The 23864-nt window shown below is 44.1% G+C and carries 10 protein-coding genes; all 10 read right to left on the bottom strand.

The window, feature by feature from the left end:
- On the bottom strand, positions 1–1108 hold a 1108-nt coding region (locus DW039_RS18010; protein ID WP_207810815.1), incomplete at its 3' end, for a beta-galactosidase.
- Positions 1109–1110: 2 nt separating this feature from the next.
- Entirely contained in the window at positions 1111–2406 is a 1296-nt protein-coding gene (locus DW039_RS18005) for a DUF4861 domain-containing protein (protein WP_120382190.1), read from the bottom strand.
- A gap of 13 nt (positions 2407–2419) precedes the next feature.
- On the bottom strand, positions 2420–4984 hold the full coding sequence (locus DW039_RS18000) for a hypothetical protein (protein ID WP_117703886.1): 2565 nt from the start codon (positions 4982–4984) through the stop codon (positions 2420–2422).
- 40 nt (positions 4985–5024) lie between these two features.
- Positions 5025–6224 (bottom strand): glycoside hydrolase family 105 protein, encoded by a 1200-nt coding sequence (locus DW039_RS17995; RefSeq protein WP_044467393.1) that lies wholly within the window; start codon positions 6222–6224, stop codon positions 5025–5027.
- Positions 6225–6247: 23 nt separating this feature from the next.
- Positions 6248–10270, bottom strand: a complete 4023-nt coding sequence (locus DW039_RS17990; RefSeq protein WP_165853120.1) for a hypothetical protein — start codon at positions 10268–10270, stop codon at positions 6248–6250.
- 100 nt (positions 10271–10370) lie between these two features.
- A complete protein-coding gene (locus tag DW039_RS17985) occupies positions 10371–14411 on the bottom strand; it encodes a two-component regulator propeller domain-containing protein (protein WP_052573184.1) in 4041 nt (1346 codons plus the stop codon).
- A 79-nt stretch (positions 14412–14490) separates the two neighbouring features.
- Positions 14491–16863, bottom strand: a complete 2373-nt coding sequence (locus DW039_RS17980) for a hypothetical protein (protein ID WP_052573214.1) — start codon at positions 16861–16863, stop codon at positions 14491–14493.
- A gap of 101 nt (positions 16864–16964) precedes the next feature.
- Positions 16965–18488, bottom strand: coding sequence for a RagB/SusD family nutrient uptake outer membrane protein (locus DW039_RS17975; RefSeq protein ID WP_044468231.1), 1524 nt, complete (start codon positions 18486–18488; stop codon positions 16965–16967).
- Between the two features lie 12 nt (positions 18489–18500).
- Positions 18501–21707 carry a TonB-dependent receptor gene (locus DW039_RS17970; RefSeq protein WP_044468230.1) on the bottom strand — a complete coding sequence of 1069 codons (3207 nt, stop codon included), beginning with the start codon at positions 21705–21707 and terminating at the stop codon, positions 18501–18503.
- A 160-nt stretch (positions 21708–21867) separates the two neighbouring features.
- Positions 21868–23772, bottom strand: coding sequence for a hypothetical protein (locus DW039_RS17965; protein ID WP_052573212.1), 1905 nt, complete (start codon positions 23770–23772; stop codon positions 21868–21870).
- Positions 23773–23864: the final 92 nt, after the last annotated feature.

Below are 23864 nucleotides of genomic sequence, written 5' to 3'. Positions count from 1 at the left end.
CGAAAACGACCGATGCGACAGAAAGACGCATTAAAAAAAATGTCGGATAAACGTGGTTCCATAAACGGGGATATCCCTCTTTTACAATCTCCTTTTGTGTAAGGGCCGTACGTCCGATCTGTGCTTCCGGCACCCATATAGGCCGTGATTTGCCTCCCCGTATTATCTGCATGGCAAAAGATGTCATGGCAGGATCAAAAGGGTGTCCGATATCATTCCCATAGAGATGTTCCAAAGTCACATTTACAGGATAATTGTCGAACGACAGGACATCGCATTCATCTGCCAGTTCATAGAGGTTCATGGTGGTCACAAAGCCGCTTCCTCCGATATTAGTTGTCACTGTCATGCCGGGAGCCACGGCCTTAACCACATCCCGCTGTATACGGAAGAATTCCAATGCTACATCCGAATAAAACCGTTGATAATCCTGATAAATGCCCGGATTATCCATCCTGCGGGGTAACCATACCTGTTCGAAGTTATCTAATGTTTCGCTCCAGAAGACGGTTCCCCAGGCCTTATTTAAGGTTTCTATAGTCTGATATTTTTTCTTCAGCCATAACTGGAATTTTTTCAGGCATTCAGGACAATAGCAATAGGGCTCTTCGGTGGCCAGCTCGTTGTCTATCTGAAATCCGATGACGGATTTATTGTCTTTATAGCGTTCCGCCAAGGTGCGTGTAATGCGAGTGCAGTATTGGCGGTAATCCTCGTTGTTGAGACAGGCATGACGCCGGCGTCCATAGGGCTTTCTCTGACCGTCTGCTCCCATGATCATAATGTCGGGGTGTGCATCGTGCATCCATTTGGGTATGGCGGCAGTAGGGGTACATAATAGAGATTGTATGCCGCGCTGTGACAGTGTCCGGATAGCATGGTCTAACCATTCCAGAGTAAAGACTCCGTCTTTAGGTTCCATACTATGCCAGGCGAAATCACCCATTCGGGCTATGTTGAAATGCGCTTCCTCCATGAGGTGTGCATCCTTTTCAACCTGCTCTTTATCGGTATGCTCCGGATAATAGGCAGCTCCTGTATAAACTTGACTATGGATTGAAATGAAACCGCCAAAGAAGAGCAGGCAGCTGATCAGTAACTTCCTCATAGCTATAGCTGAATGATAATGGGATGATTGATGCATAATGCCTCATGGGCTATCAGGTTGATGAATGTCTCCCGTTCCCGGAACTGTTTGTCTCTCAACTCCCAGGCTGCATAAGCCCGGTAATTGTAGAGTCCGTTTGCGTCAGGTTTCATTTTGACGCACCAGGTTTTTATAATATCTGCGTTTTCTTCCGGTGCGTGGAAGGTTTCTACCAGATTGTCACCAGGTATCAATAAACTCATGCCGAAATAGAAGCTTTCGTTTACGGTCTGTTTGTCATGGGTGAGCATGGCATACTGTTTTCCTTCATATTCTTCTTCCGTGAAAGGTTGTGTATTCAGGTTATTGACAATGCCTGTCACCAGGAAGTAATTGCCGGGTAGGGTAGTGGTGCTGATTCTCTTTTCATATCCGTATTTTCCTGCCCATATACTGATTTCTTCGCAAAGATCTATCTTGTTATTTCCTATTTGCCATCCTTTATATGTCAAGCGAATGATGGAGCGGACCGGTCCTTCTGTAACCAGCTCGTAGTAGGTGGAGTCGATAACATCTTCTGTATAACTTGCGGGGACACCCATACGTACCAGGCTATCCGGAGTCTGCATGGCAAGTCCGCCCAAACCGAATGAGTTGGCTGCACTCAGAATGTCGCATCCCCATTCGCGTACTACCTGGTATGTATTTGCCGGATGTCCTTCCGGACTGATTCCCACTGTATCCAGCACCATTTCAGATATTCTTTTACCGAAAACATCGCAACAGTTACGACCATCGAAGTATTGCCGGAATCCCATTTTATCATTTTCCCAGACAGGACCATCCATTTGATAAGGATACATCTCACTTCCTCGTGGAAGATTGTGTTTGTCGTGTGCATCCCGGGACAGTTCTTCGATAATTCCGGGGGAGGTCATCTTTCCATAGCGGACATTCGTGCGAGGGGCGAATACCGGATATCTCTCCAGAGCAATCCATTCCACTTTTAAGCGGGTCTTTTCGGAAGGGGAAAAAGTATATACGAACGCCAACTCATCCCATTCTCCGTCTCCGTCGAGGTCGTCCAGCTGACAAGGAATATATTCTCCCTGTCTGTTGGTTATCACAGGTTTGAGTAGCTTTTCTGTCGGATTGAGTTGGGCACGTGTCAATACCAGTGCTTCGTCTTCACGATTTATATCCAAAGGATTCTCCACGGTAAATTCCTTTAAACTCTGCGGAGGGTTACAACCGGTCAGCATTGCCAATCCTCCTGACAGAACGAAACAACTCGCTATGAAATGATATTTTATATTCATGATTCTTCTATTGTTAATTGCGTATTACTTCCCATTCGTCACGGTTACCCATCTTTATTTCCAACTTGACAGGGCTTTTGCCCTGCTCTTTCCATTGAATATTTACTTGATAACCCTTATCTACCAGATTTTTTATTTTTATGTTTTGTGATAACTTGATAGCATTCGTTTCTTTGGAATGAGGTACCAGGACAGATAACCAACGTGTGGTTTTTCCGGCCTCCAGCGGACATTTGCTATAAACTGCATAATCATCATTCTTCCAATGTTTAGGCTGATACTGAATTCCGTTTTCCGATCCTGCCGGTGCATCGAAAGCAATAAACAGACATTTGTCTCCTTCACCGTATTTATCAGTGAAAGCCCGTGCTTGTGCAGGGTAATGTAGCAGGGAAGCATCAAACCAGTCAGCTGTAGCCCCATCCGAATTTCCGCAACGGGGAGTGGAGGGGACGTGCCATACCGGACCCGCCACCAGCTTATCAGCAGCTTTTCCCGGCAGGAACTCATCCAATACGATCAGAAAACCTTCTTCTGTCAGAAGAGTGCTTCTTTTCCAGGATGAATCGTGGGTCCAGATTTCTTTATAAGATACGGAACCATAACTGTCAGCTGCCTTATTTTCAGCTTTGGCATCAGTCAGAATACCACCTTGCTGACGGTCTAGGCGTAAGTTATGTTTCATATCGTTATCGTTGAAGGCTATCAGGATGGGTACTCGTGTCCAACCCTTGATGGGAGTGACGTATTTATATGATAATCCGATGCGGCTATAATCTTCATTCACATTAACCTGTTCATTCATTTTAATACGAAGAACCGTACGGCCATACTTCGTGCGGATGCGCAATACTTGTTTGCCCGTTTCTGCATCGGTTACAATGCCATAATCCTCTTTGGCTAATTCCGTTTCAGGGAATTGCTGTGTCTTGTCGGGAGCAACAAAACCAAATGATAGCTTGTCCGTCAGTTTATCAAACGGTACCAGTATTTTCTCTCCTTTATCTCCGGCAATGAACAGGTCACTGATATAAATATCTACGGGAACATCCGAAGGGCATACATTGCGTTTTTCATACCCTCCGAACCAAGTTCTTCCGGGAAATACCTTACCGACTGATTCTTCTCCTTCGGTAGGGAGTAGTGCAAACTCCAACCTGATTTCATGCAGGTTTATTAGGTCGTTATTTCCGGCTACAGCTTCCGGATTTCCCCACATATAACCATAAGGAGCCTTCTGGTCAGTCAGTGCATAATGGACATCGGTAGATTTTTGGGAATTGATGGTGTATCGTTTTGAAGGCATATACCCTCGGGTAACTCGCATATTGGCGGAAGAATGATACCATCGTCCGGAATATACTCCCGTGGTCTGACGGAAAGGATACTGCGCATCCGGTTCGGAAACCAGTAGCGTATTGTTCCATGCCGGCCATTCATAGCGCCCTCTGTCGGCAATGATCATGGTGCCGTCTACTTCATAATGTATCAGGTCGCCACGTGTGTCGGAAATTCCACCATGATAGAGGACATTGCAATCATCCTGAATCCAGAATTGGGCAAACGGAGCGCCTTCTTTGCGTGAAGGTGCCAGTATCAGACGATCTTTACTTTGGTAAGTGGCAGGGAAGAGGCATTGCACGGAAGCTTGTAGTTCCGGGGCTTTGGCTTCCATGCCTGCATATTGGGGATAAGCTTTTTCAAAAGCCTTTTCCGGAAGTCTTCCGGTTTTCATGTTGCCTGCCAGATACGTTTTTTTAAGCGCCCATAAAATAGTAGGTTCGGGGCAAACTTCCATAATGGCATCAAAAGCTTTTACGTAGGATTCCTGGTCGTACGGTTCTCCATCTCCTGTAGAACATACCAGGCCGGAAGAACTGACATGGTTTCTGAATTTGTAATATACCTGTTTCAGTTTATCTCCTTTTAATTCCTTCTGCTTGCCAAGCTTTACACCTAAAGCTATCAGGCGGGGAATATTATGGGCTACATATGCAGGTTCATAACTGTCTCCTGGTTCATACCAGTCATTCCATACGGCTTCGGCATAAGCCTTCCACAATTTGGCATCTTTGTGTTTCGGAAATAATCTGGCAGCTGCCAGTGCTCCCATGGCATAATTTGCTGCCCGGTTGTTCGGACCGCGTTCTTCACAGAAACTCATCTGACTGACAAGAGATTCGGACTGTTGTCTGAGTTCCGCGTCCATCAGTTTGTTTTCTTTAAGTATGCGTATGGCATCGAAGAATTTCTCGCGGGCAAAGAAAGATACTTCCAGGGGGCGGGATTGGTTCCGGGTAGACTCGAAGGCATCCAGGATACCTAATAGAATGGTTTTGCCTTGAAGCATTTTCTCCTTATTGCCGGAGCTTGCCAGATCATAGACAACGTAGATATCCTTATCGTTACTATGATAAAAAGTAACATGATCCTTGATTTCGGTGTGTCGGAGGATTTCCTGTCGGGCTTCACTGCGTGTCATCCGGTCGAGTACCTTTTCTTGTGCACACAGTGGTGGTGTGCACAAGAAAAAGGCTGTCAGCAAAGAATATCCGGTGATTAATACTATGTTTTTCATGTTTTGTGAGATTAGTTTTTACTTTGCAAAGTACGTGATTTTATTTGGCAAGTAATGCATAGGCGCACCATAAAACCGGAGCTTGTCCATGGAGATCTCCCGTTAAAGCTTTACGGTTGCGGTAGTGTTCACTATTATCTCCCAGCATGGTACCTTCGCATACGGCTTCCACATCTCCCTGTTCATTTACATATTTGGTTAAAGCTATCCAGGCGTTCCGGGCTACCGGTCCGTATTCTTCGGCAGGTAACCAACCTTTCTTGACACCTGTAATCATGGCGTATGCGAACATGGCCGAACCGGAAGTTTCTTCCCACATGGAAATATCATCCACTACCTGTTTCCACATACCATTTTCATCCTGCGTATCTTTTAGCTTCTCCATCATTTTCAGATATCCTTTCATGATTTCCGTTCTGTCCGGATTGTCTTGCGGAAGCATCCGGAGCAGTTCGGACATACCGACTGCCATCCAACCATTACCGCGTCCCCAGCAGAAGGGAGCTGTTGGTGCGTGATAGAACAGTCCTGAAGTTTGCTGTATTGAATCCAGGTAAAGCACCATTTCGCGAGCTGCTCTGTCTATATATTTACGGTCGTTCGTTACCCGATAGGCCTGCGCCTGGATAGTGGTGATCATATACATATCGTCCAGCCAAAAACGAGTTTGCCAGGAATAACCTTTGTCGGCCCATTCCTTTTGTTCCGGTTGGCAGATATCGGCATCTTTGAAGTCTCCATACATACTACTTTGACGTTCTTCGCCTTCTTTTAGTTTCCAGTTGGCTGGTAATTCCCATTGAGAGTCGGCATACATCATGCCTAATGTTTTATAGCGCTCTTCTCCTGTTTGCAGGTAGAGTTCCAGCGGCACGGCTCCGAAGACATTATTGTCTACATGATTCGGCTTCGGCTGCAAGTAAGCCTCGTTGGTGAATAAGGGCTCGAAACGGGCTTTCAGACGTTCTGTCAATTCCTTGTTATCTGTTTCCTGAGCAAACCAAAGTCCTCCCAACCAAGTGCATACATCCGGATAGGTGATTTGTGTTCTTGGTTCGTTCACTCGTAAGGGGCTGCCATATTGCGAATGCCCTTGCTCCAGAAACCGATTCGTAATTTTATTCCCGATTTCTATAGGGTTGGCTTCTTGTGGGAGGTTGTCAAAGTACCCGTTCTCTTTAGGAGTACAAGATGACAGCATCAACGCAGCTAATGCTGCTGTGAATAGTTTACTTTTCATATTTTCTTGTATTTTTTATATTGTTAGTTCGGATAATATTTCTCGGGTGTCATGAATGCAGGTACATAAGGTTCCATCCAGAATGCAGAGGTACGCTTGTATTTCAATTCGGTATTCGGATACCAGTTGGCCCAGGATGCCGGATGCGTATCGGCAACAGGAGACTGTACGCTTTCGCCATACCCGTTCACAGTGGTAACGGTATATTCATAGACTGTAAACGAACCGGCATCAAGAGTCGGATTGTCTAACTTACCGGGGAATCGGCATGCTTTGATGACTCCGGTTGTTTTCATGTCTGTATACTGATTAGCTTTACCTTCAAATATAAGTGCGAAATCTTTATCACCGGCCTTTCTCCGGTATATACGATATTTCTGTGCACCTAATACTTTTCCCCATGATAAGTCTACCTTCCCCTTGCCTAAATTCAGGTGCAGACCTTCCGGGTAATGTGGTGCTTGGTTAGTGGTATAAACCGGATACTCTTGGGCAAAGACGGCCGTATGTTTTCCATTTACGGACAGAGCTCGTACATGTATCTTCCCGGCAGGTTGCGGAGCAAGTTTGTATATTGACCGGGTGGTTGTGCCTACCTCCGTCCATGTTTGCCCATTGTCCCGTGATGTTTCTATTTTTACCTTTTTGGCTGATGCAGGTATATCCAGATAAATAAGGGTACCATTAGGAGTATATTCTGTGTCGATAATATCTGTTTGCATTGGAATTGCTTCACGTGCAAACTCTATGTGATGCTCTCCTGCGGGTAAAGAGATATTGCTTGTTCCCTGTTGTGCGATACCGTCGATATATAATTTTCCGCCGGACATTCCTTTTAGGGTTAACCTAGCTTTTCCATCACTCTTATAGCGTCCTTTGCAAGTGTTGGCGTTTGTGCGGGTCATGGCAATTGCCGTACCGGCGTCCGACAATTCAATCGAAAAACCATCGGCAGAAAGGAGTGTACCCTTCATTAAAGCAAGTTGCAAGGTTCCATTATCCATCCGGCGGATTACACCGACCTCTCCGGTGAATGATTCCTTTTCGGACTGATGGCTTATTCCTGTTCCATCACGGAAGATAACATCGGTACTGTGAGGAGCTTTGATATACAATATATTAGATGGTGCATTTTTTTGCTCGGACACAAATTCGTAAATGCTTGTATGGGCCAACAAAGCCGGGTTCACTACTTTCCCATGTAGAACGTTGATATCTCCTTTCTTGTGTGAAACCAATGTCAGTAGCGAACCGTCCGCATCCCGGTAGAAACCTTTGGAATTATTGGTTTCTCCTTTAGTCCAATGATCCGGGCGTGCTTTTTTGCCAAAGAAAACGATTTGTGGAAATTCATCTTCTTTCTGAACGAACCAAGAGAAACGGGCACCTGCTCTCCAGTTCGTTCCGGTCTGGTCGTAGAGTAGGAAGTAGTCTGTACCTACTAGTAGGATGCTGCGTGATAAATATTCCGGCCAGGCAAAACTGTCTTTTCCTTTAGCGGAACGAAGTTCTGCCAGCTGCACTATATCCAGGTCATAAAGTGGAGCCACAAGTTCGTTCATTCCGATGTTACAGAAAGCTCCATTTTTCATTACTCCGAAGTTAGTGATGCCATCCAGGTTATTTTGTACATGGTCGCCTACCACTTCGTTTTCATGCCCCGTATATATTTTACCTTTTGCATAGAAGTAAAGTCCGCCGGAGTTGCCTTGTCCCTGATGCCCCCAACGATAGTTAGGGCCTTTATCCACTTGGTTTAAGTGAATGGACAATTCTTCGTCTGTGTCTACTCCTGCACGCAGAACAATGCCGTGTCCGGTATATTTCGTGCTTCTTAAATGCGGATTGGTTCCCATGTTATGGGTAGGGTATTGTTTCTGATGGACATCCCCCCAATTGGTGTGTGTATCTTTGGTTTCAACACCCGGACCCATCTTGCCGGTCCAATATAGATTTTCGGCTAAGAGTGGATCGTAGTATTGCATCCAGTCTGCTAACTGGTAAACGGAGCAATAGCGTGGAACAATCCGTCCCCCTCCGTGAGCACCATGGGGCGGATAACTTCTTTCCATCTTTTCATTGTATTGAATGGGAGCGGTCATCATGTCCAACATCCAGTGTCCCCGTTGCGCCATGTATTTTCCGGCAAAACGATTTTTGCCATCGAACTCTTTTAGTGCGATATTGGTGGCTGAGGTAGGACGTAAGAAAGCCCAATTATAGATACCCAGGCTTTCTACCCAACGTCCGCCTTTGGATTCGAAGGCTTTTACTTCAGGACGTGTATAGAAGATACCGTATATTTCCAGTGTTTTTTCAAAGAAATCCGCCCATTCTTTGGCCATCGGGTGTTCGGGGTAGAGGAAAGACATCTGCCCCGGTACTGCCCAGCCGTCTGCTGCCATATTAGCGGTTCCTGCTAATGAAGTGCGAATGGTATTCATCGCTTCCAGTGTATTGATGTAGGCGGATATGAGCATCAGGCCGTCTACGGTCTTCTTTTGTTCTGTGGTCAGTTGTTTGTAAAGTGCTAGGTAATCTTCTATCCAGCTACCGAAAAGCGGGCGGTGAGAAATGGAATGAATGCCGGGAAATCCATTTAAGCCTGTCATATAATAAGCCATTGGAGAGGTTATTATCTGCTGATAGAATTGTTCGGCAGTGGGTGAGCCTGTTTTCCCTGTAAAGGGAGTATCCGGATGCTTTGCATGTACCGGATACTCCAGAATCCAATCTTTCACCTTATTTAAATTTAATAGCGCATACTGGCGGTGTAATAGCATAGCGTAGCGGAAGCCCATTTCATCCGAATGGTCTGCACCACCCTTGACTGCTATTTCGTCAATGCGTTTATTGAATTTGTCAACTATACCCTGTTTCTTTTCAATCGTGTATAAAGTTATGGCCGTGGACCGGCTGCCGGAATGGAGCGGGTACTTGAAATATAATTTCTGACCGGCATAACGGAAATATACAGATAAATCCGGAGTGGGTTGCCAGATCCCGTATTGCTGATCATCCCAGCGATTATGGTCATATACAAATATGCCTAATTCTCTGGCTGCATCCTGAGTTTCCCAGAAAGAGATTGCCGGAACCTGTTCACGTGTTGAATTTCCTCCGAAGGGTAAGAGGCGATACAACATTTGCTTATCGGGCTCTTCTATCCAGCCCATTCCTGTCCAGTGCGGATCTTCCTGGCTCCAGTTGGTGTATATGGGTTGGTCGATGGGCAAACCTCCGTCTACTGATATTTCCTTTTGTCTGTCCCAGTTGCCATAACGGCGCGTAGGATAGAAGTTATCCCATTCCATATCTATAAACACCTCATCTTGGTTTGATATATTCTCCATTTGTTCGTCGAGGATGACGAAGGGATAACCTTGTATGACTTTTACCTTGGCATAATAAGAAGCTTGGTTATCTAATATATAATGTATTCCACATTCTATAAACAAGTCGCCTAATTCTAAAACAGACGTTTCTATCTTTTTTACGGTGCGCTGTCCGGTGTGCAGCTTGTTATTGCCTATCTTTTGATGATCGTTCAATATGGAGATTATGGGAGCGGGAATTGTGTGCCCCGGATTGATTCCTCCGGCAGGTATTTCCACACCGAAGCTTCCGTCACTAATCAGCCAGGTTGACGCCTGTTTCTGAAGTATAACGGGTGAACTTTGCCGGGAAGCATTGTTTTTCCGAAGATACAATGTATAGTCGAATTCCCCTCCGCTTGGTAGCTCTGCGAAGAAGTTTATAACGGCAGATTTCAGTTTCCCATTTTCAATGACTTTGTTTGATAATTGGAATGGAACAGAACAGTTCTGCTTATTATCGGAAAGGTTAAGCTCCGATTCGGACTGTATTCCTTCCGGAAAGTAAACCGGATAACTTAAAAGGGTGCGGGGCCAGTCGTATATAGATAGGTTTATACAATCTTTCCGGGAGAAATTCAGCGGCTTCTCCCTGGATACGATGGTCTGTTGTGCAAAGCCTGTATTTGCAAAAAATAGTATGAGTAATAATGTAATCACGTGGTTTCTCATGGTCATAAACTTTACCTGAATTTTTTGCAAACTTAGGCGAAAAGCCTTTGACAGACTATGAAAATAGTGTCAAAGGCTTGTATTTTAGACCTGCGACCGATTATTTACCTATATTCTTGATATATTCGGTAGGAGTTTGATTGAATACAGATTTAAAAACCTTACTAAAGTAAGCCGGATCGGAGAAGCCTACTTCATAGGCAACCTCTGCAATGGTCATGCCTCCGGACTGGAATTTTTCCACAGCCATTTTCATCCGGATATTTAAGATCAGTTTGTTGGGTGATAAATCGGATATCGCCTTAATTTTCCGGAAGAATTGTGTACGGCTCATGCCTAATTTATTATATAGAACTTCCATGGATAATTCCGGATCCTGTGCATTTTCTGTAATTAATTCTACCAGTTTTTGCATGAATGGGTCCTCTACTGTGATTTCCTCTACCGGAACTTCTGTCCTCTCTAACTTCTGGCAGAACAAGTCTCTCAGTTTTTCTCTGTTTTTGATGAGGCTTTCTATTTTAGCCAGTAGTATTTGCGCATTGAATGGCTTTAATATATAGTCGTCGGCTAAAGCCTGATACCCATCTTTTACATGCTCTTCCAGGCTTTTTGCTGTTAGCAAGACTACCGGAATATGAGCTAAGGCCATATCATTTTTTATAACCCGGCAGAGTTCCAGTCCGTCCATTACGGGCATCATGATATCACTGATAATCAGATCGGGTATCTGCTCTCTGGCTATATTTATGGCACTTTTTCCTTCAGGAGCTTCCTGCACATTGTAGGTCTTGGATAGTTTGGAAACGATGTATTGGCGCATATCCTCGTCATCTTCTACTACCAGAATCCGCAGGCGGTTATCAGAATCTTCGGGTATTTGCTGGTGATATTCCGGTTCTACGGACAATACACTATTTTTTTCTACTTTCAATGTATGAGTAATTGCCTGGTCAGTATAGATAACATTGGAATTGGCGTAGTGTTCCTTTCCCAGTTGCAGGCGTATGAAGAACGTCGTTCCTTGTCCGGGCGTACTTTCCAGCCATATCTTGCCGAAATGCAGTTTAACCACGTATTGCACCAGATTAAGTCCGATGCCACTGCCGAACATTCCACCTTTGTTGCCATTTCCTATCTGAAAGAAAGGATCGAAAACTTTGCTTTGGTTTTCAGGAGATATACCTTCCCCGAAGTCTTTTACGGAAAGAACAACGCTGTTTTCCTCCATATTGGATTCTAGCTGGATCTTTCCACCTCTGGAAGAGTGCTTTATTGCATTTGAGAGCAGATTAAACATTACTTTACTCATCAGGTCTACATCTACCCACAAATTGTTTCCATAATAGTTGTTGGAGTACGAAATGGTAAGTTCGTGCTTGTTCAGCAATTCGGAGAAACTGTCAATCTGTTCAGTAATAAATACAGGTACATTCAGGCAGCTTAGTTTCAGTTGCATGGCTCCATGTTCTAATTTGCGGAAATCCATCAACTGGTTCACCAGAAGCAGCAGGCGGTTTGCGTTCTTTTGTATCTGTTTCATCGGATATTTTAAACCCGAAGGAAGCTGTTCATCGTTGATGATATCGTCTACCGGACCGGTTATCAATGTGAGCGGTGTCCGGAGTTCGTGAGAGAAATTAGTGAATAACTCAATCCTCATCTGGTAGTTCTTCTCGATATTCTCTTTTTCTATCTGTTCGATTTGGCGTTTGTACTTGGCTGTTTTCTTTTCATAAAAATAGCGTGCTAATACTGCCAGAAAGACGATGATGAATAAGATATAGAGGGCCTTTGCCCACCAGGTGGCCCAGAATGCAGGATGTACCGATATGATAATGGTTGTTTCTACCGTGCTCCAGATTCCTTCGTTATTGCATGCCTTAATACTGAAAATATACTTACCTGCCGGAAGATTAGAGTATATTACTTCATTATTTTCAATATAATTCCACTCTTTATCCAGGCCTTTTAACTGATAAGCATATTTATATCCCTTGGGGGAGATGAAGTCGAGCGCAGAGTATTTGATTCGTATAGATGAGTTATCATACGGCAGATCAACCTTGTTTCCTTCATTGAAGTTATTGATTTCAATATGGTCGGGTGCATTTTTAGAATTTAGTGACTCCACCAGGGATATCTGTACCAAAGGTGCCGTCTTTCTGTCATGAGACAAACGTGTCGGGTCCAGTTCCGCCAGTCCGTTGTTACCGCCTATATAGATGTGTCCGTTGCTGGCTTGCAACAGTGACTTGTGCGAAACTTCATTCAAAGGAAAGCCGTTGCCACGCGTAAAATTTACGATGATTCCATCCGGTTTGATCTGTGACAATCCGTTGATGGCAGATACCCATATATCCTTGCTGGTACGATCTTCCAGGATGGCACAAATGGAATTGTGTACTAATCCGTTATCTTTATTATAATGATGTATTTCCTGTTTTTCCAGATTACATTTATATAATCCATTGTCATAAGTACCGATCCAGATGTTCTTGGCGTGATCCTCGTAGAGTACACTTATATTCTTGTCATTCAGTTCTTCGAATGTGGTTCGTTCACCTTTAAAATAGTGTTCGGGATTTTCAGGTTGATGCCTGAATATCCATAAACCATTGGTACGAACTCCCACTATCATGTCATCTTCATATCGCAGAATATCCTGTGTCAACATATACCGGGTAGTGGCATTATAGTTGGTCGATAGATTCCGATCCAGCTTTTGCGTATTCTTATCCCAGTAAGACAAGTCATCTTCTGCTATCCATAGGCGATTTTCTGCATCTCTTGCCATTGCACGAATTTGTTCTTCACCACTCATTGGGGCGATCACTTTGGTTATGGAACGGGTTTTCAAGTTGAGTGAATAAACTCCCATATTTAAAAAATAGAGATAGAGCTCGTCTGGTGAATTCCGGTAAACATAGTATAAGTCCGTATCGTGTTTGGGAGAATTACCTCCGGATATATTTACTTCTTCTATATGCTTCGGATTGTTTACATCCATGGCTATAAGCCCCTTGCTATGTCCAATCCATAATTTACCTTGTGATTCGGATAATGAACCTACTACTTGGATTCCGGTGGCCTGCTGAGGGGAGGATATTAAAGAATGATGAGTAAAAGTAAACAGCTTGGGATGATAATAAATGGCTCCCTGACCGAAAGTTCCTATCCATAATGCTCCTTGATTATCCTTATAGACTGTCATTAGGCGGTCGCTTATAGCAAGGTGTTGATCAACTTTGGTATAAAAGAAAGAGTGCTTAATATCATAAGCCACCAGTCCGCGGTCGGTTGCAAGCAGCAAGGTGGAATCATTATATTCTGTGATGTCATGAATGTAATTACTTTCTATCGGAACATCCGGATGAACCGTGTATGAGATAGGCTTGATTTCTTCTTCTTTAGGAAAATATTGATAGAAATTCTTTAGCTCTTCTCCCAGCCAGATGCGTCCTTTGCTATCTGTAAATCCTTTCATTAAGGAGAAACGCTTTTCATTTTTGTGTAATATCTTGTAACGCTCGGTCCTTACGTCATAAAGTGCCAGCCCCTGATTCACCACATCCAGCAACAGGGCATACGGGCTCGCGGCAGCCATCATGTGAATATAGGTATCACGCATATCTTTCACATATGAACACGTTCCGTCGCTTTTGAAAACATATAATCCTTGTTTGGTAGCTACCCAGATGTTTTTCTTGGGATCTTCGTGCAGGCCTACAACCACGGACGAGGGAAATTCTTTCCCCGCATACCGTTCCTGTAAATCGATAAACTTTTCCTGCATGGGATCGAAGAGAACGATTCCGCTGAAGGTACCGATCCAGAAGAGACCGTCCGATAGTTGCGTAATACTCACTATATCGTTAGGCTGCTTGACTTCTTTGCCTGGCAGGTGATAATAGTTCTTTATTTCGTAACCGTCTAATCGGTTTAACCCATTTTTGGTACCAATCCAAATGTAACCTTTATCGTCCTGGCAGATAGCTTTTACAGTGCTGTTTGATAATCCATCCTTTACAGAATAGCTATTCAGCGTGATGTTCTGTGCCGATGCGCTAATATACCCTAATGAGAGTATGGACAAGATAAATAGATGCTTTGTGATATTCTGCATTATCTTCGGAAACATAAAATTCAAGTTATAAATTGAGCCCCTAAAGATAATGCAAAACATGCAATTCATACAAGCATAAACGCTTTTTATATGGTTATTTACGGAATACATTCCAATTCCCTTTCATGTCTATTTGAATGGTGATTTCTTCCTTGTTGTTTTTTATTTGAACGGTGCTGCATCCATCCAGAGTTCGTGTAGATAAAGACTGTACGATATCAACGGCCTTTTTCTTTATGCTGTAGGGCACGATTACGGTAACAAATGTCAAAGGCTCGAATGGAGTAACACGTTGCTTGGAGAAGACTGTGGTGGGCTGTATTGTATATTCTTGTTTCTGAAATCCGTAACTGCAGTCGGGTTGCTTTTCAAAATAGACTAGTAATTGCCTTTTCTCTATTTCGTTACCGGATGCGTCTTTCCACGGTTGACCTGCGTTTGGGGTATCCCTATATATTTTTTTCCCTCCGTGAGTACTGAACCAGTTTTCACCCCGTTCATCCATTTGATACAACTGCCAGATACTACCTGCCGTATATCCTTCGGTATCTTCTCCGGGAATCAGATGATCCTGTAATATCAGAATACCTTCAGCTGTCAATACCATGCGTCGTTGCAGGGTGGAACCATCGACACAGTGATTATCCAGAATCACTTCAGCGTATGAGTCTTTATCTTTATTCACAACTTTGGCTGTCCGCACGATATTGGGATTGAACAGCACACCTACTTCTTCATGTACATAGTCTTCTACCGGTTTTCTGATCTTGTTGTAGGCTCTAATCTTGAAACTCATGGGAGACTTGATTCTGCCGTCAGTCGTGTAATGTTTCCAGTCGCAACCAATGTATCGGTACTCATTCAGACTGAAATCTGCCGCCACTTTCAGATTAATAAAATGAATGCCGTTATCTTTCAAAGTAATACGTATCATCTTTCCACCTTTCTCATTGTCTGCAAGTTCTACACCGTCTCCCCATGCATCCAATGTGTTGCAATCATGCAGAATCTTTTCTCCGGCCTTACCTCGTAACCGAACCTTATCAATGCAGATCACTTCGCCCGGCTGTCCATTCTGAAAACGGAAAGTGATGTTTTGAAATCCCCTCATTTGCGGATCACTTTTTGATATATGTGTGGTTGAGCTGAAGTCAATCCAGTCTGTAAACCAACGGTTGGTCAGCCAGCGGTTGGAGCCTTCACCGAAAGGGAAACCATTGCTTTTTTCTTTCATCAGGATCACGGTGTTGCCATGACGCATATCCGTAGCATGACGTTGCACGCCGTGAAAGTGCGGGCAACAGTCGGTTTCAAAATAATTGATGGTTCCGCGCAGATTCGGATGTTTGTGAGAACCTTCGGCATAAAGATCACTCATGACAAAAGGAGTACCCGGAACGTGTGAAGCCGTTAGCAATAACTGGTCCGGTATACCACCTTGTCCTTCCCGGTTGGTGCGTGTTGTCACCATGCCACCCCAATCCGGGATAGAAGTCTTTGGAATAAATGGCGGTAACAGGGTTATTTCCGCAATCGAGGCCCATTCACAGGCATCCCGTAGAAACCAGCCTCGTTTAGTATATTTTTCGGGTAAATTAGGAAGTCCTGTTTTATATAATTTGCGGGCAGCTTCCTGATAGGTTGCATTACCAGTCAAGCGAGCCATCTTTTCAAAGACTACGATCCATTCAAAATAGGCAAAGAAGAAGTCATCTCCATATTCCGGCATGTAACCGCTGGGAGCTTGCTGATGAAGATAGCGTGAAAACCATTGTTCTATTTCGGGAGTCTGTAGCAATTCGACCCGTCCACTTTCTTGTGCGATGGTGATAATGTCATTTAAGTGGATGGCTGAATATAAAGTAGCGGTTTCGTCTACATCCTTATTGGCATACCAGAAATTCCACATAGTATCTGTATAGGCTTTCCACTGGTTTGCATTGGGAGCATCCGGAAACAAGTTATACATTCTGGTGAAGCCTAAAGCACGTTCCTGTCCCTGATTATGATCGGTGATGAAATGAGGCTCGAAGTGCAGGTCGGCAAAACGGATCACAATTTCCCGGGCTTCGTTTCCTTTCAGGCGTCTTTCTTTTTTAAGTAATTTGTAGGTGGCTGCCACGTTGCGGGTAGAGAAGAAATCATCTCGTCCCCGCATCAGTTGTTCGTCCTTTTCCCAGGCGGTGACGGCATACCGGAAAATCTCTTCGGACATGTTCAGAAATCGTTTCTGTCCGGTAGCTTCATAGAAAGTACCGGCAGCGCTCATCAGGTGGGTGGTCCAACGGACATTGCGGTTTTGAATTTCCTTCTGGATGCGTTCTTTACTGTATGGGTAGGTCTGGTTGTCAAAGGCTTCGACGGCTATGGACAACGGATCTTTGTCTATTGCTGGATACAGGTTTCCATACACTGAAATAATTCCCCAAAGGCAAAGAAAAATGGAGGCAGACAATTTCTGTATCATATTGGATTTCTTTTGATAGAGTTTATTAATAAGAGAGTGGGCAAACCGGATTTTCCGGCTTGCCCAACATACATATACTCTCTTTGTTCTATGACAGAATTTTAATATTCGGGATTTTGCCACATGATTGTTCCGTCACCATAGGCATTGATTTCAGATTGTGGAATCGGTGCCAGCAGATTACGTTTTTCCATTACATACATCGGTGTTTGGGTAGCTGTGTTGAAACCTTCGTTTTTGAGAGAGAAGTGTTTCTCCATTGCTTCTTCGGCAAGCCCCCAACGAATCAGGTCGGGCCAACGAAGTCCTTCGTAACAGAACTCGATAAAACGTTCGTGAACGATGTAATCGAATGTAGCTTGCTTACTGTTCAGTCTGGTAGCATCAATGGCTTCCAGACCGGCTCTTTTGCGCACTTCGTTAATGATGGATAAGATTGTAGTGATATTCTCTGCATAGCCCACTTCATTCAGAGCTTCGGCATACATCAGTTTGACATCCGTGTAACGCAGAATAGAGATGTTATTACCCCATTCGTCATAAGAACCGGGTTTCGTCTGCGTTGCTTTCAGGAACTTACGGGCTGTGTAAGTGTCAGCATGCTGGTAATCTTTATCGTAATAAAGGTTATTCACCATGGTAGCGGCCCGGCGGATATCGCCTTCTTCGTAAACACCTTCACCCCAGATGGACTCGGAAACCTGGGCGGTACCGGAAGGACCTTTGAACGTTACATTATGAAGGAACGGAGCATCCTTTTCAAGATTGATACTGGAAGCGAGCAACATACTGTTGAACGTTTGGCTGATACCCAAAGCTTTACCGGTGGAACCGCCCATGTATTGCACTTCCCAGACACGTTCGGATGTGTTGTCGAATTTATCATCGAAACAATCTTCATAGTTGTCGGCCATTTTATATAAAGCGGGTTCTTTGGCAATTATCAGCTTCAACCATTCTACTGCCTTTGCAGGATTATGCATATACAGGTAAGTACGTCCCAGCATACCGGCCATTGCATATTTGGTGATACGTCCCACTTCTGTGCCGCTTCTTTTTTCGGGAAGCAGGTCATAAGCCAGTTCGAAGTCCTTGATTGCTTGCTGGTAAGTCTCTTCCTGTGAAGAACGTTTCACTTTACGCAATTCGGCCAATGAAAGGTCCGTAGTGATAAGTGGAGAACCTCCCCAACACCAGGCGAATTGCAGATAGGCTAGTCCGCGCATGGCATAAGCCTCGCCTTTGATATGATTTTTCTGATCTTCATCAGAGAAGTCTACCCGGTTGATGTTGTCCAATATCTTATTGCTGCGTGATACCAGTACCCAGAGCGATTTCCATGCGGTTTCCCAGGTCTTTTCGGTAGAAGTATCCGTGAAGCGGGTGATGTTATTGTTCATGTTTTTAATAGCGTCTTCCCTCAATACGATTGCTTCCAGATAGTTACGATTATAGACAGTCTGTAGTTGTGAGTAAACTCCGGCAATGGAGGCTTCACAATCAGCAGGAGTCTTGTATAAGCTCTGGTCTGTGTAAATAGACGGTTGGTTGACGTCCAGATAGCTGTCGCAGGAGGATAGCCCCCACAAACAACATACGGCTACTATTTTAGTTATTATTTTCATGATCGTTACTGATTAAAAGGTTACGTTTACACCAAATATATATTTTCTTGACAGCGGATAAGTATTGTAATCTGCACCTCTGAGCATCGGATTGGTACTATAGCTATTGGTATCCGGGTTGCCGACATAATCGGTAAAGGTATGCAGGTTTTCTACTGTTCCGTAAATTTTGGCTGCTTTGATTCCCAGGGCATTCAGCCATTTCTTGGGCATATTGTAGGCCAGGCTGACATTCTGAATACGTAAGAAGGTTGCGTCAAAGATTTCCAAATCTGTTCTGTGTAATTGTCCGTCCTGCTCGGAGTTGTCACCCAAACCGTAAGGAGTCGGTGTTTTCCCATCCCATGACATATCTACACCCAGTTCAGTAGGAATGGGGTTGCCGTTCGGATAATCTTCTTTGTAGCAGTGCAACCATCTTCTCAGTGTGTTGTTGGCACCATATTTACCACCGGTATCCAGGTTACGGGCACCAATCCAAAGTACATTACCGCCAATCTGTCCGCGCAGGAATATGCTCAACTCGAAGTCCTTATAAGTAAATCTGTTGGTGAAACCGAACATCACGTCAGGTTCATTTGAACCGTAAGCTACTCTGTCGTCATTGTCGATAGAACCACTTCCGTCAACGTCTACGTATTTCACGTTACCGGGTCTCTGCTTTTTACCTTTTACGGTAGGAACCAATGGTTTGTTGGGATTATAACGCCCGTCAGCGCCTACTTCGAAGTCAGCTTCCGTTAGCAGACCGTCTGTGAGGTAAGTATAGAATTGAGAAATAGGACCTCCTACTTTTGTGATGAACTGTGCGTTCCATGCATCGGTGATGATTTCATCGTTTCCACCTAAATCCAGTACCTTGTTCTTGTTTCCGGAAAGGTTTAGTGTGCTTGACCATTTGAATGATCTTGTATTGATATTGGTTGTTGTCAGGTCAATTTCCCAACCACGGTTCTCAATGGAAGCCAGATTTGTGCGCATACTGTTGAAGCCGGTAGCGGCGGGGAGCTGCAAATTATACAGCAAGTCGTCCGTGCGGTTAATGTAATAGTCTACGTTCAACTGTATGCGGTTTTTGAATAGGGAGAGGTCGAAACCAAAGTCGAATGCTTTGGTCGTTTCCCATTTCAAATCTGAGTTGGCATAGTTAGTCGGATAGATGGCTATTTGTGAAGTATTTCCGTAAGCGACATTTCCGGTAGTGAAAGTAGAAACATAGTCACTGTAGCCGATACGATCGTTACCGGACATACCCCAGGAAGCACGGAGCTTTAACAGAGAGATGAACTCTACATCTTTCATAAATTCTTCACTGTTGATTTTCCATCCGGCGGATACGGAGGGGAAAGTAGCCCAGCGATTGGAAGGACCGAAACGGGAAGAACCGTCACGACGCATGGATGCAGATACTAAGTATTTATCATCATAATTGTAGCTTAAACGACCGAAAAGAGAAGCTGTGCGAACGATGTTCTTCAGGGTACTGGCCTGACTTGGAGTGGCACCTTGGTTCAAGGTCGGAACGTTATCCAACGGGAAGTCGGTAGCTTTCATATCGGCAGTATAGATGCTGCGGTTTTCTATACTTTGTCCTAACAATACATTCATCTGATGTTTTTTCCAGAGAGTAAAGTCATAGCTCAGTGTATTCTGCCATCCGGTACGACTGCCGGAGATCACTTTGCTTGAAGCAGTAGCGCTCTTGACAGACATTTTCTGCACGTCGAGCGGGAGGAAATATTCATCGATGCGGTTTTCAGAACTATAGTTGAACATAGACTTGAACGTCAGTCCTTTGATGATATTCGCCTCCACCCATGATGCAACATCGAAGTTCTTGATATTTCTGCTGTCGGTAACTTGTCTGAGGCGTTCGTATGGGTTAACGTCATCCTTTCTGAATTTGCTGAAGCCTAACGAGCGGGTACCTTCGTTGATACCGATAGTAGGAATCATGGTCAGGGCAGTCATGATGACTTTATCCTTACCTTCAGATTCACCTCTGTCTTGTGAGGAAATGGTAGGAGCAAAATTCACACCGGCTTTGATGTGCTTGTTAATGTTCATGGAAGCGTTGATACGGAAGTTGAAACGTTCGTATCCGGTATGTTTTACGATACCTTCCTGGTTCAGGTATCCGGCAGAGGCATAGATAGAATATTTGTCGCCTTTGCTGGAAACCGATACCTGGTGACTGTGGGTGAAAGCGGTCTGGAGAATGGCGTCAATCCAATCTGTCTGAGGAAGGTCGGAACGCAATGTCCAGTCGGCTGTGTCGGAATTAGGGTTCAACAACCAGTCCGGGTTTACGCGGTCACCGCTCGGACGGTCTTTATTGGGGGTATCCAGTGTATTGTTGCCGTCTTTTTGCAGCCACATCGCATTTTTCAGATACAGGTTGTATGCCATCCATTCTTTAGGAGACATCATTTCGGGCAGGCCCACGGCGTTCTGGAAACCTAAGTATGATTCCCATTTAACGACGGGAGCACCTTTCTGAGCCTGTTTGGTCTCAATCAGGATTACACCGGCAGAACCGCGTGCACCATAGATAGAAGTGGCTGCCGCATCTTTCAATACTTGGATAGATGCTACGTCGGAAGGGTTCACATTGCTCATATTTTCGGTGATGACTCCATCCACTACAATGAGGGGATTGGAAGAACCGTTGATAGAGCTGACACCACGTACGGTAATCTGCATTTCTTCACCCGGAATACCACTGCTGGTCTGAGTTTGCACACCGGCCAACTGACCGGAGAGGGCGTCACTCAGATTTGTGACCGGACGTCCTTCAATGGCTTCGGAGGTCATCTTGGATACGGAAGTCGTCAGATTACTTTTCTTTACGGAGCCGTACCCCACTACCACTACCTCGTCCAATGACTGAGAATCTTCTTCTAATGTTACTTTCAAATTTGTACTCCCGTTGAGGGCTACTGTTTTGTCTTTGTAGCCAATGAAAGAGATGGTTACTGTGGCCTTGTTGCTTTTTACATTTAAGGTAAAGTTTCCGTCAATGTCGCTGATTGTACCGTTTCCCGGTACACCTTTTTCTACGATGTTGGCACCGATAATGGCTTCACCCGACGGGTCTGTTACAACACCGGTAACTTTTACTTGTGCCCAAGTAAAATTACAGAAGCATAGAAGGAGTAAAGTCACCCAAAGTCGGGATTTTCCTTCCACACGTTTTGAGAGTGTGATTCTGTTTTCCATAAATTAAATTTTTTAGATACTATTAATTTCTTTAAATATGCATAAAGCAAGTTTGTTTTTCATTCGCAAAAGTAGCCGATGGGCTAGGAAGGGATATGGAAAATCGTTTCAAAACCTATAAAAAAGGTCTCAAACGACCGTTTTCCCCAGCTTTGGTACGTTATTCCAATTCCCAGCTTTTTGTACCTTCCGGGGTGTGGAACAGGAGTACGTTACTATTGGCTTTTTGCTCCATATACTTGCTTTGAGATATGTATTCGGTATTCAGTTTTACAGGATTTCCATTCAGTTTATACTGTCCGTTATAGGCTGTTTCAGGGGAAAAGAATGTCAGTTCCAGTGTGTGTCCCTGTAGGTTGGTATATGAAATTCCCGGAGTTTCACTCGTTTCATAGTCACCGGAACAGTTAAACTTTACCTTTTCGCGAATATCATTGGCTAAATTCTCCAGTTCAGCTTTCATATCTCTTCGGGCATCTTTGTATTGTTCGGTGATTTCAGTCGTTTCCAATACCCAGGAGCCTCTGCGACGCTTCTTGTCTTTAAGAATGAGAACATCGTGTGCTTTTATATCATACTTGCCGCCGGAAATTTCAAAAGCCCATTCTTCCGGAGTAGCGAAAGCGAACATCATGGAACCTGTGTGACACAATATCCATTGCAATCCGTTGATCTTCTTCACCATTCTCTTTTTTATGCCTTTGCGGCTGAATGGTACGTACATCTGATAGAAATGGGGGATATTCATATAGTTTTCTGTAACATTATATACGCCAATGGCACTTTTTTCGTATCCGAAGACACGGTGATAAGGATTCTCCCCATACCCCAGCTTGTTGGAGTGTGTCTGATAAATCTGAGGGCGTTCGGGGTTATCGTGGCACACACTGAATACGGATGCTTCCGAATTATCCGATTGCCAGACAAGATGTATGTTCTTAGTCTCTTTAAATGCGTAGGTGTATTGGAAATCTTTCAGTTTATCAGGAAAAGCTTCCACTGTCTGGGTGGATAAACCGTAATTCGGACTTTGATAAGTGTAGCGGCAATAGTAATGCTTGCTGTCTATCCGTAAAGCTTTGAAATCGTAAGGATAACTTTTCGAGTTATTCAGAGCTTGTAGGAAAGGGAGTGGTTTTACAGTACGTTCGTAGGCCAGCCAGAAGTTGAAACAGCCGAAATTGTCTCTGTTTGCAGCTTCACGGAGGATGATACGCTCATCGGGGCTACCGTAGAATAACCAGGTTAGCTGAACGATCTGTACGCCGGTGCTCAAATTACCTGTATATAAGTTCTTCCAACCTTTACAACGGGGAGGGTTGGCACAATACAGGCCTTGATTCCAGGGTAACAGCAATTGTGCCACAATATGGTGGTAAGCTGCTAAAGCACTTTTACGTATCTCTTCATTTTTAGAGAACTCGGCAAGCATCCTGATATATTGAAGATTGGTTCCCAGATAGGTAAAAGCATCTGCTTCAGGACAGTTATGAGTGATGAATTGCTTTAATGTATGTACGATTCTGTCATGCAGAAATTCTTTTAGCTGGACAGAGGTTTTGCCGTCGGCATCTGTAAAGTCAGGCCATTCTTCGGCGCAGAGCAATCCGCTGGTCTGATGCATGAGTTTCATATTCAGCGTACCGTTATCTCTGGTATATTTACCTATTTCCATAAAGGCTTTAATCTTTTCTCGCAGCGAATCCGGCATTTTTTCTTTGGTGAGCATGTAGCCGTGCATGGTGGCATGGGCAAAGAAATCCATATCGGAACCGGAGTTATAGAACGCTTTCACATGTTCCAACTGGTATTGATACATTTCGGTTAGTTTTTCTATGGCTTTTTCCTTTTCATAGTCACGCCATAAGCGGGCGAAGTAGAAAGGCGACACATATTTTATATTACCGTTGGCCACCGGTTGGGTCTGTAACATCTGGTCGATGAGTGAATGACTGCGTTCTTCATAAGTAGAACCGTGCATATAGGCTATTTGGGCATTTACGGCACTTGCAAAAAGAAGTCCAGCCAACAGAAAAATAAAGTGGTGATAAGATAGAGTTTTCATGTATTTCCGTATTTATATTTAGAGGACAAATGTAAATGCGAATCCTTTTTAGAGGTATGAAAATCGTCTTCTATTTTAGTAAAATCATCTCT

Origin of the sequence: Bacteroides sp. AF39-16AC, from assembly GCF_003602735.1 — a bacterium.
GTDB classification, from domain to species: domain Bacteria; phylum Bacteroidota; class Bacteroidia; order Bacteroidales; family Bacteroidaceae; genus Bacteroides; species Bacteroides uniformis.
The sequence above is the reverse complement of the archived record's forward strand: the minus strand, read 5'-3'. Positions and strand labels throughout refer to the sequence as shown.

What these genes read in the sequence shown, in the direction of transcription:
- DW039_RS18005 (WP_120382190.1), bottom strand. Translation starts at nt 2,406, where the DNA reads ATGAATATAAAATATCATTTCATAGCGAGTTGTTTCGTTCTGTCAGGA.
- DW039_RS18000 (WP_117703886.1), bottom strand. Translation starts at nt 4,984, where the DNA reads ATGAAAAACATAGTATTAATCACCGGATATTCTTTGCTGACAGCCTTT.
- DW039_RS17995 (WP_044467393.1), bottom strand. Translation starts at nt 6,224, where the DNA reads ATGAAAAGTAAACTATTCACAGCAGCATTAGCTGCGTTGATGCTGTCA.
- DW039_RS17990 (WP_165853120.1), bottom strand. Translation starts at nt 10,270, where the DNA reads ATGAGAAACCACGTGATTACATTATTACTCATACTATTTTTTGCAAAT.
- DW039_RS17985 (WP_052573184.1), bottom strand. Translation starts at nt 14,411, where the DNA reads ATGTTTCCGAAGATAATGCAGAATATCACAAAGCATCTATTTATCTTG.
- DW039_RS17980 (WP_052573214.1), bottom strand. Translation starts at nt 16,863, where the DNA reads ATGATACAGAAATTGTCTGCCTCCATTTTTCTTTGCCTTTGGGGAATT.
- DW039_RS17975 (WP_044468231.1), bottom strand. Translation starts at nt 18,488, where the DNA reads ATGAAAATAATAACTAAAATAGTAGCCGTATGTTGTTTGTGGGGGCTA.
- DW039_RS17970 (WP_044468230.1), bottom strand. Translation starts at nt 21,707, where the DNA reads ATGGAAAACAGAATCACACTCTCAAAACGTGTGGAAGGAAAATCCCGA.
- DW039_RS17965 (WP_052573212.1), bottom strand. Translation starts at nt 23,772, where the DNA reads ATGAAAACTCTATCTTATCACCACTTTATTTTTCTGTTGGCTGGACTT.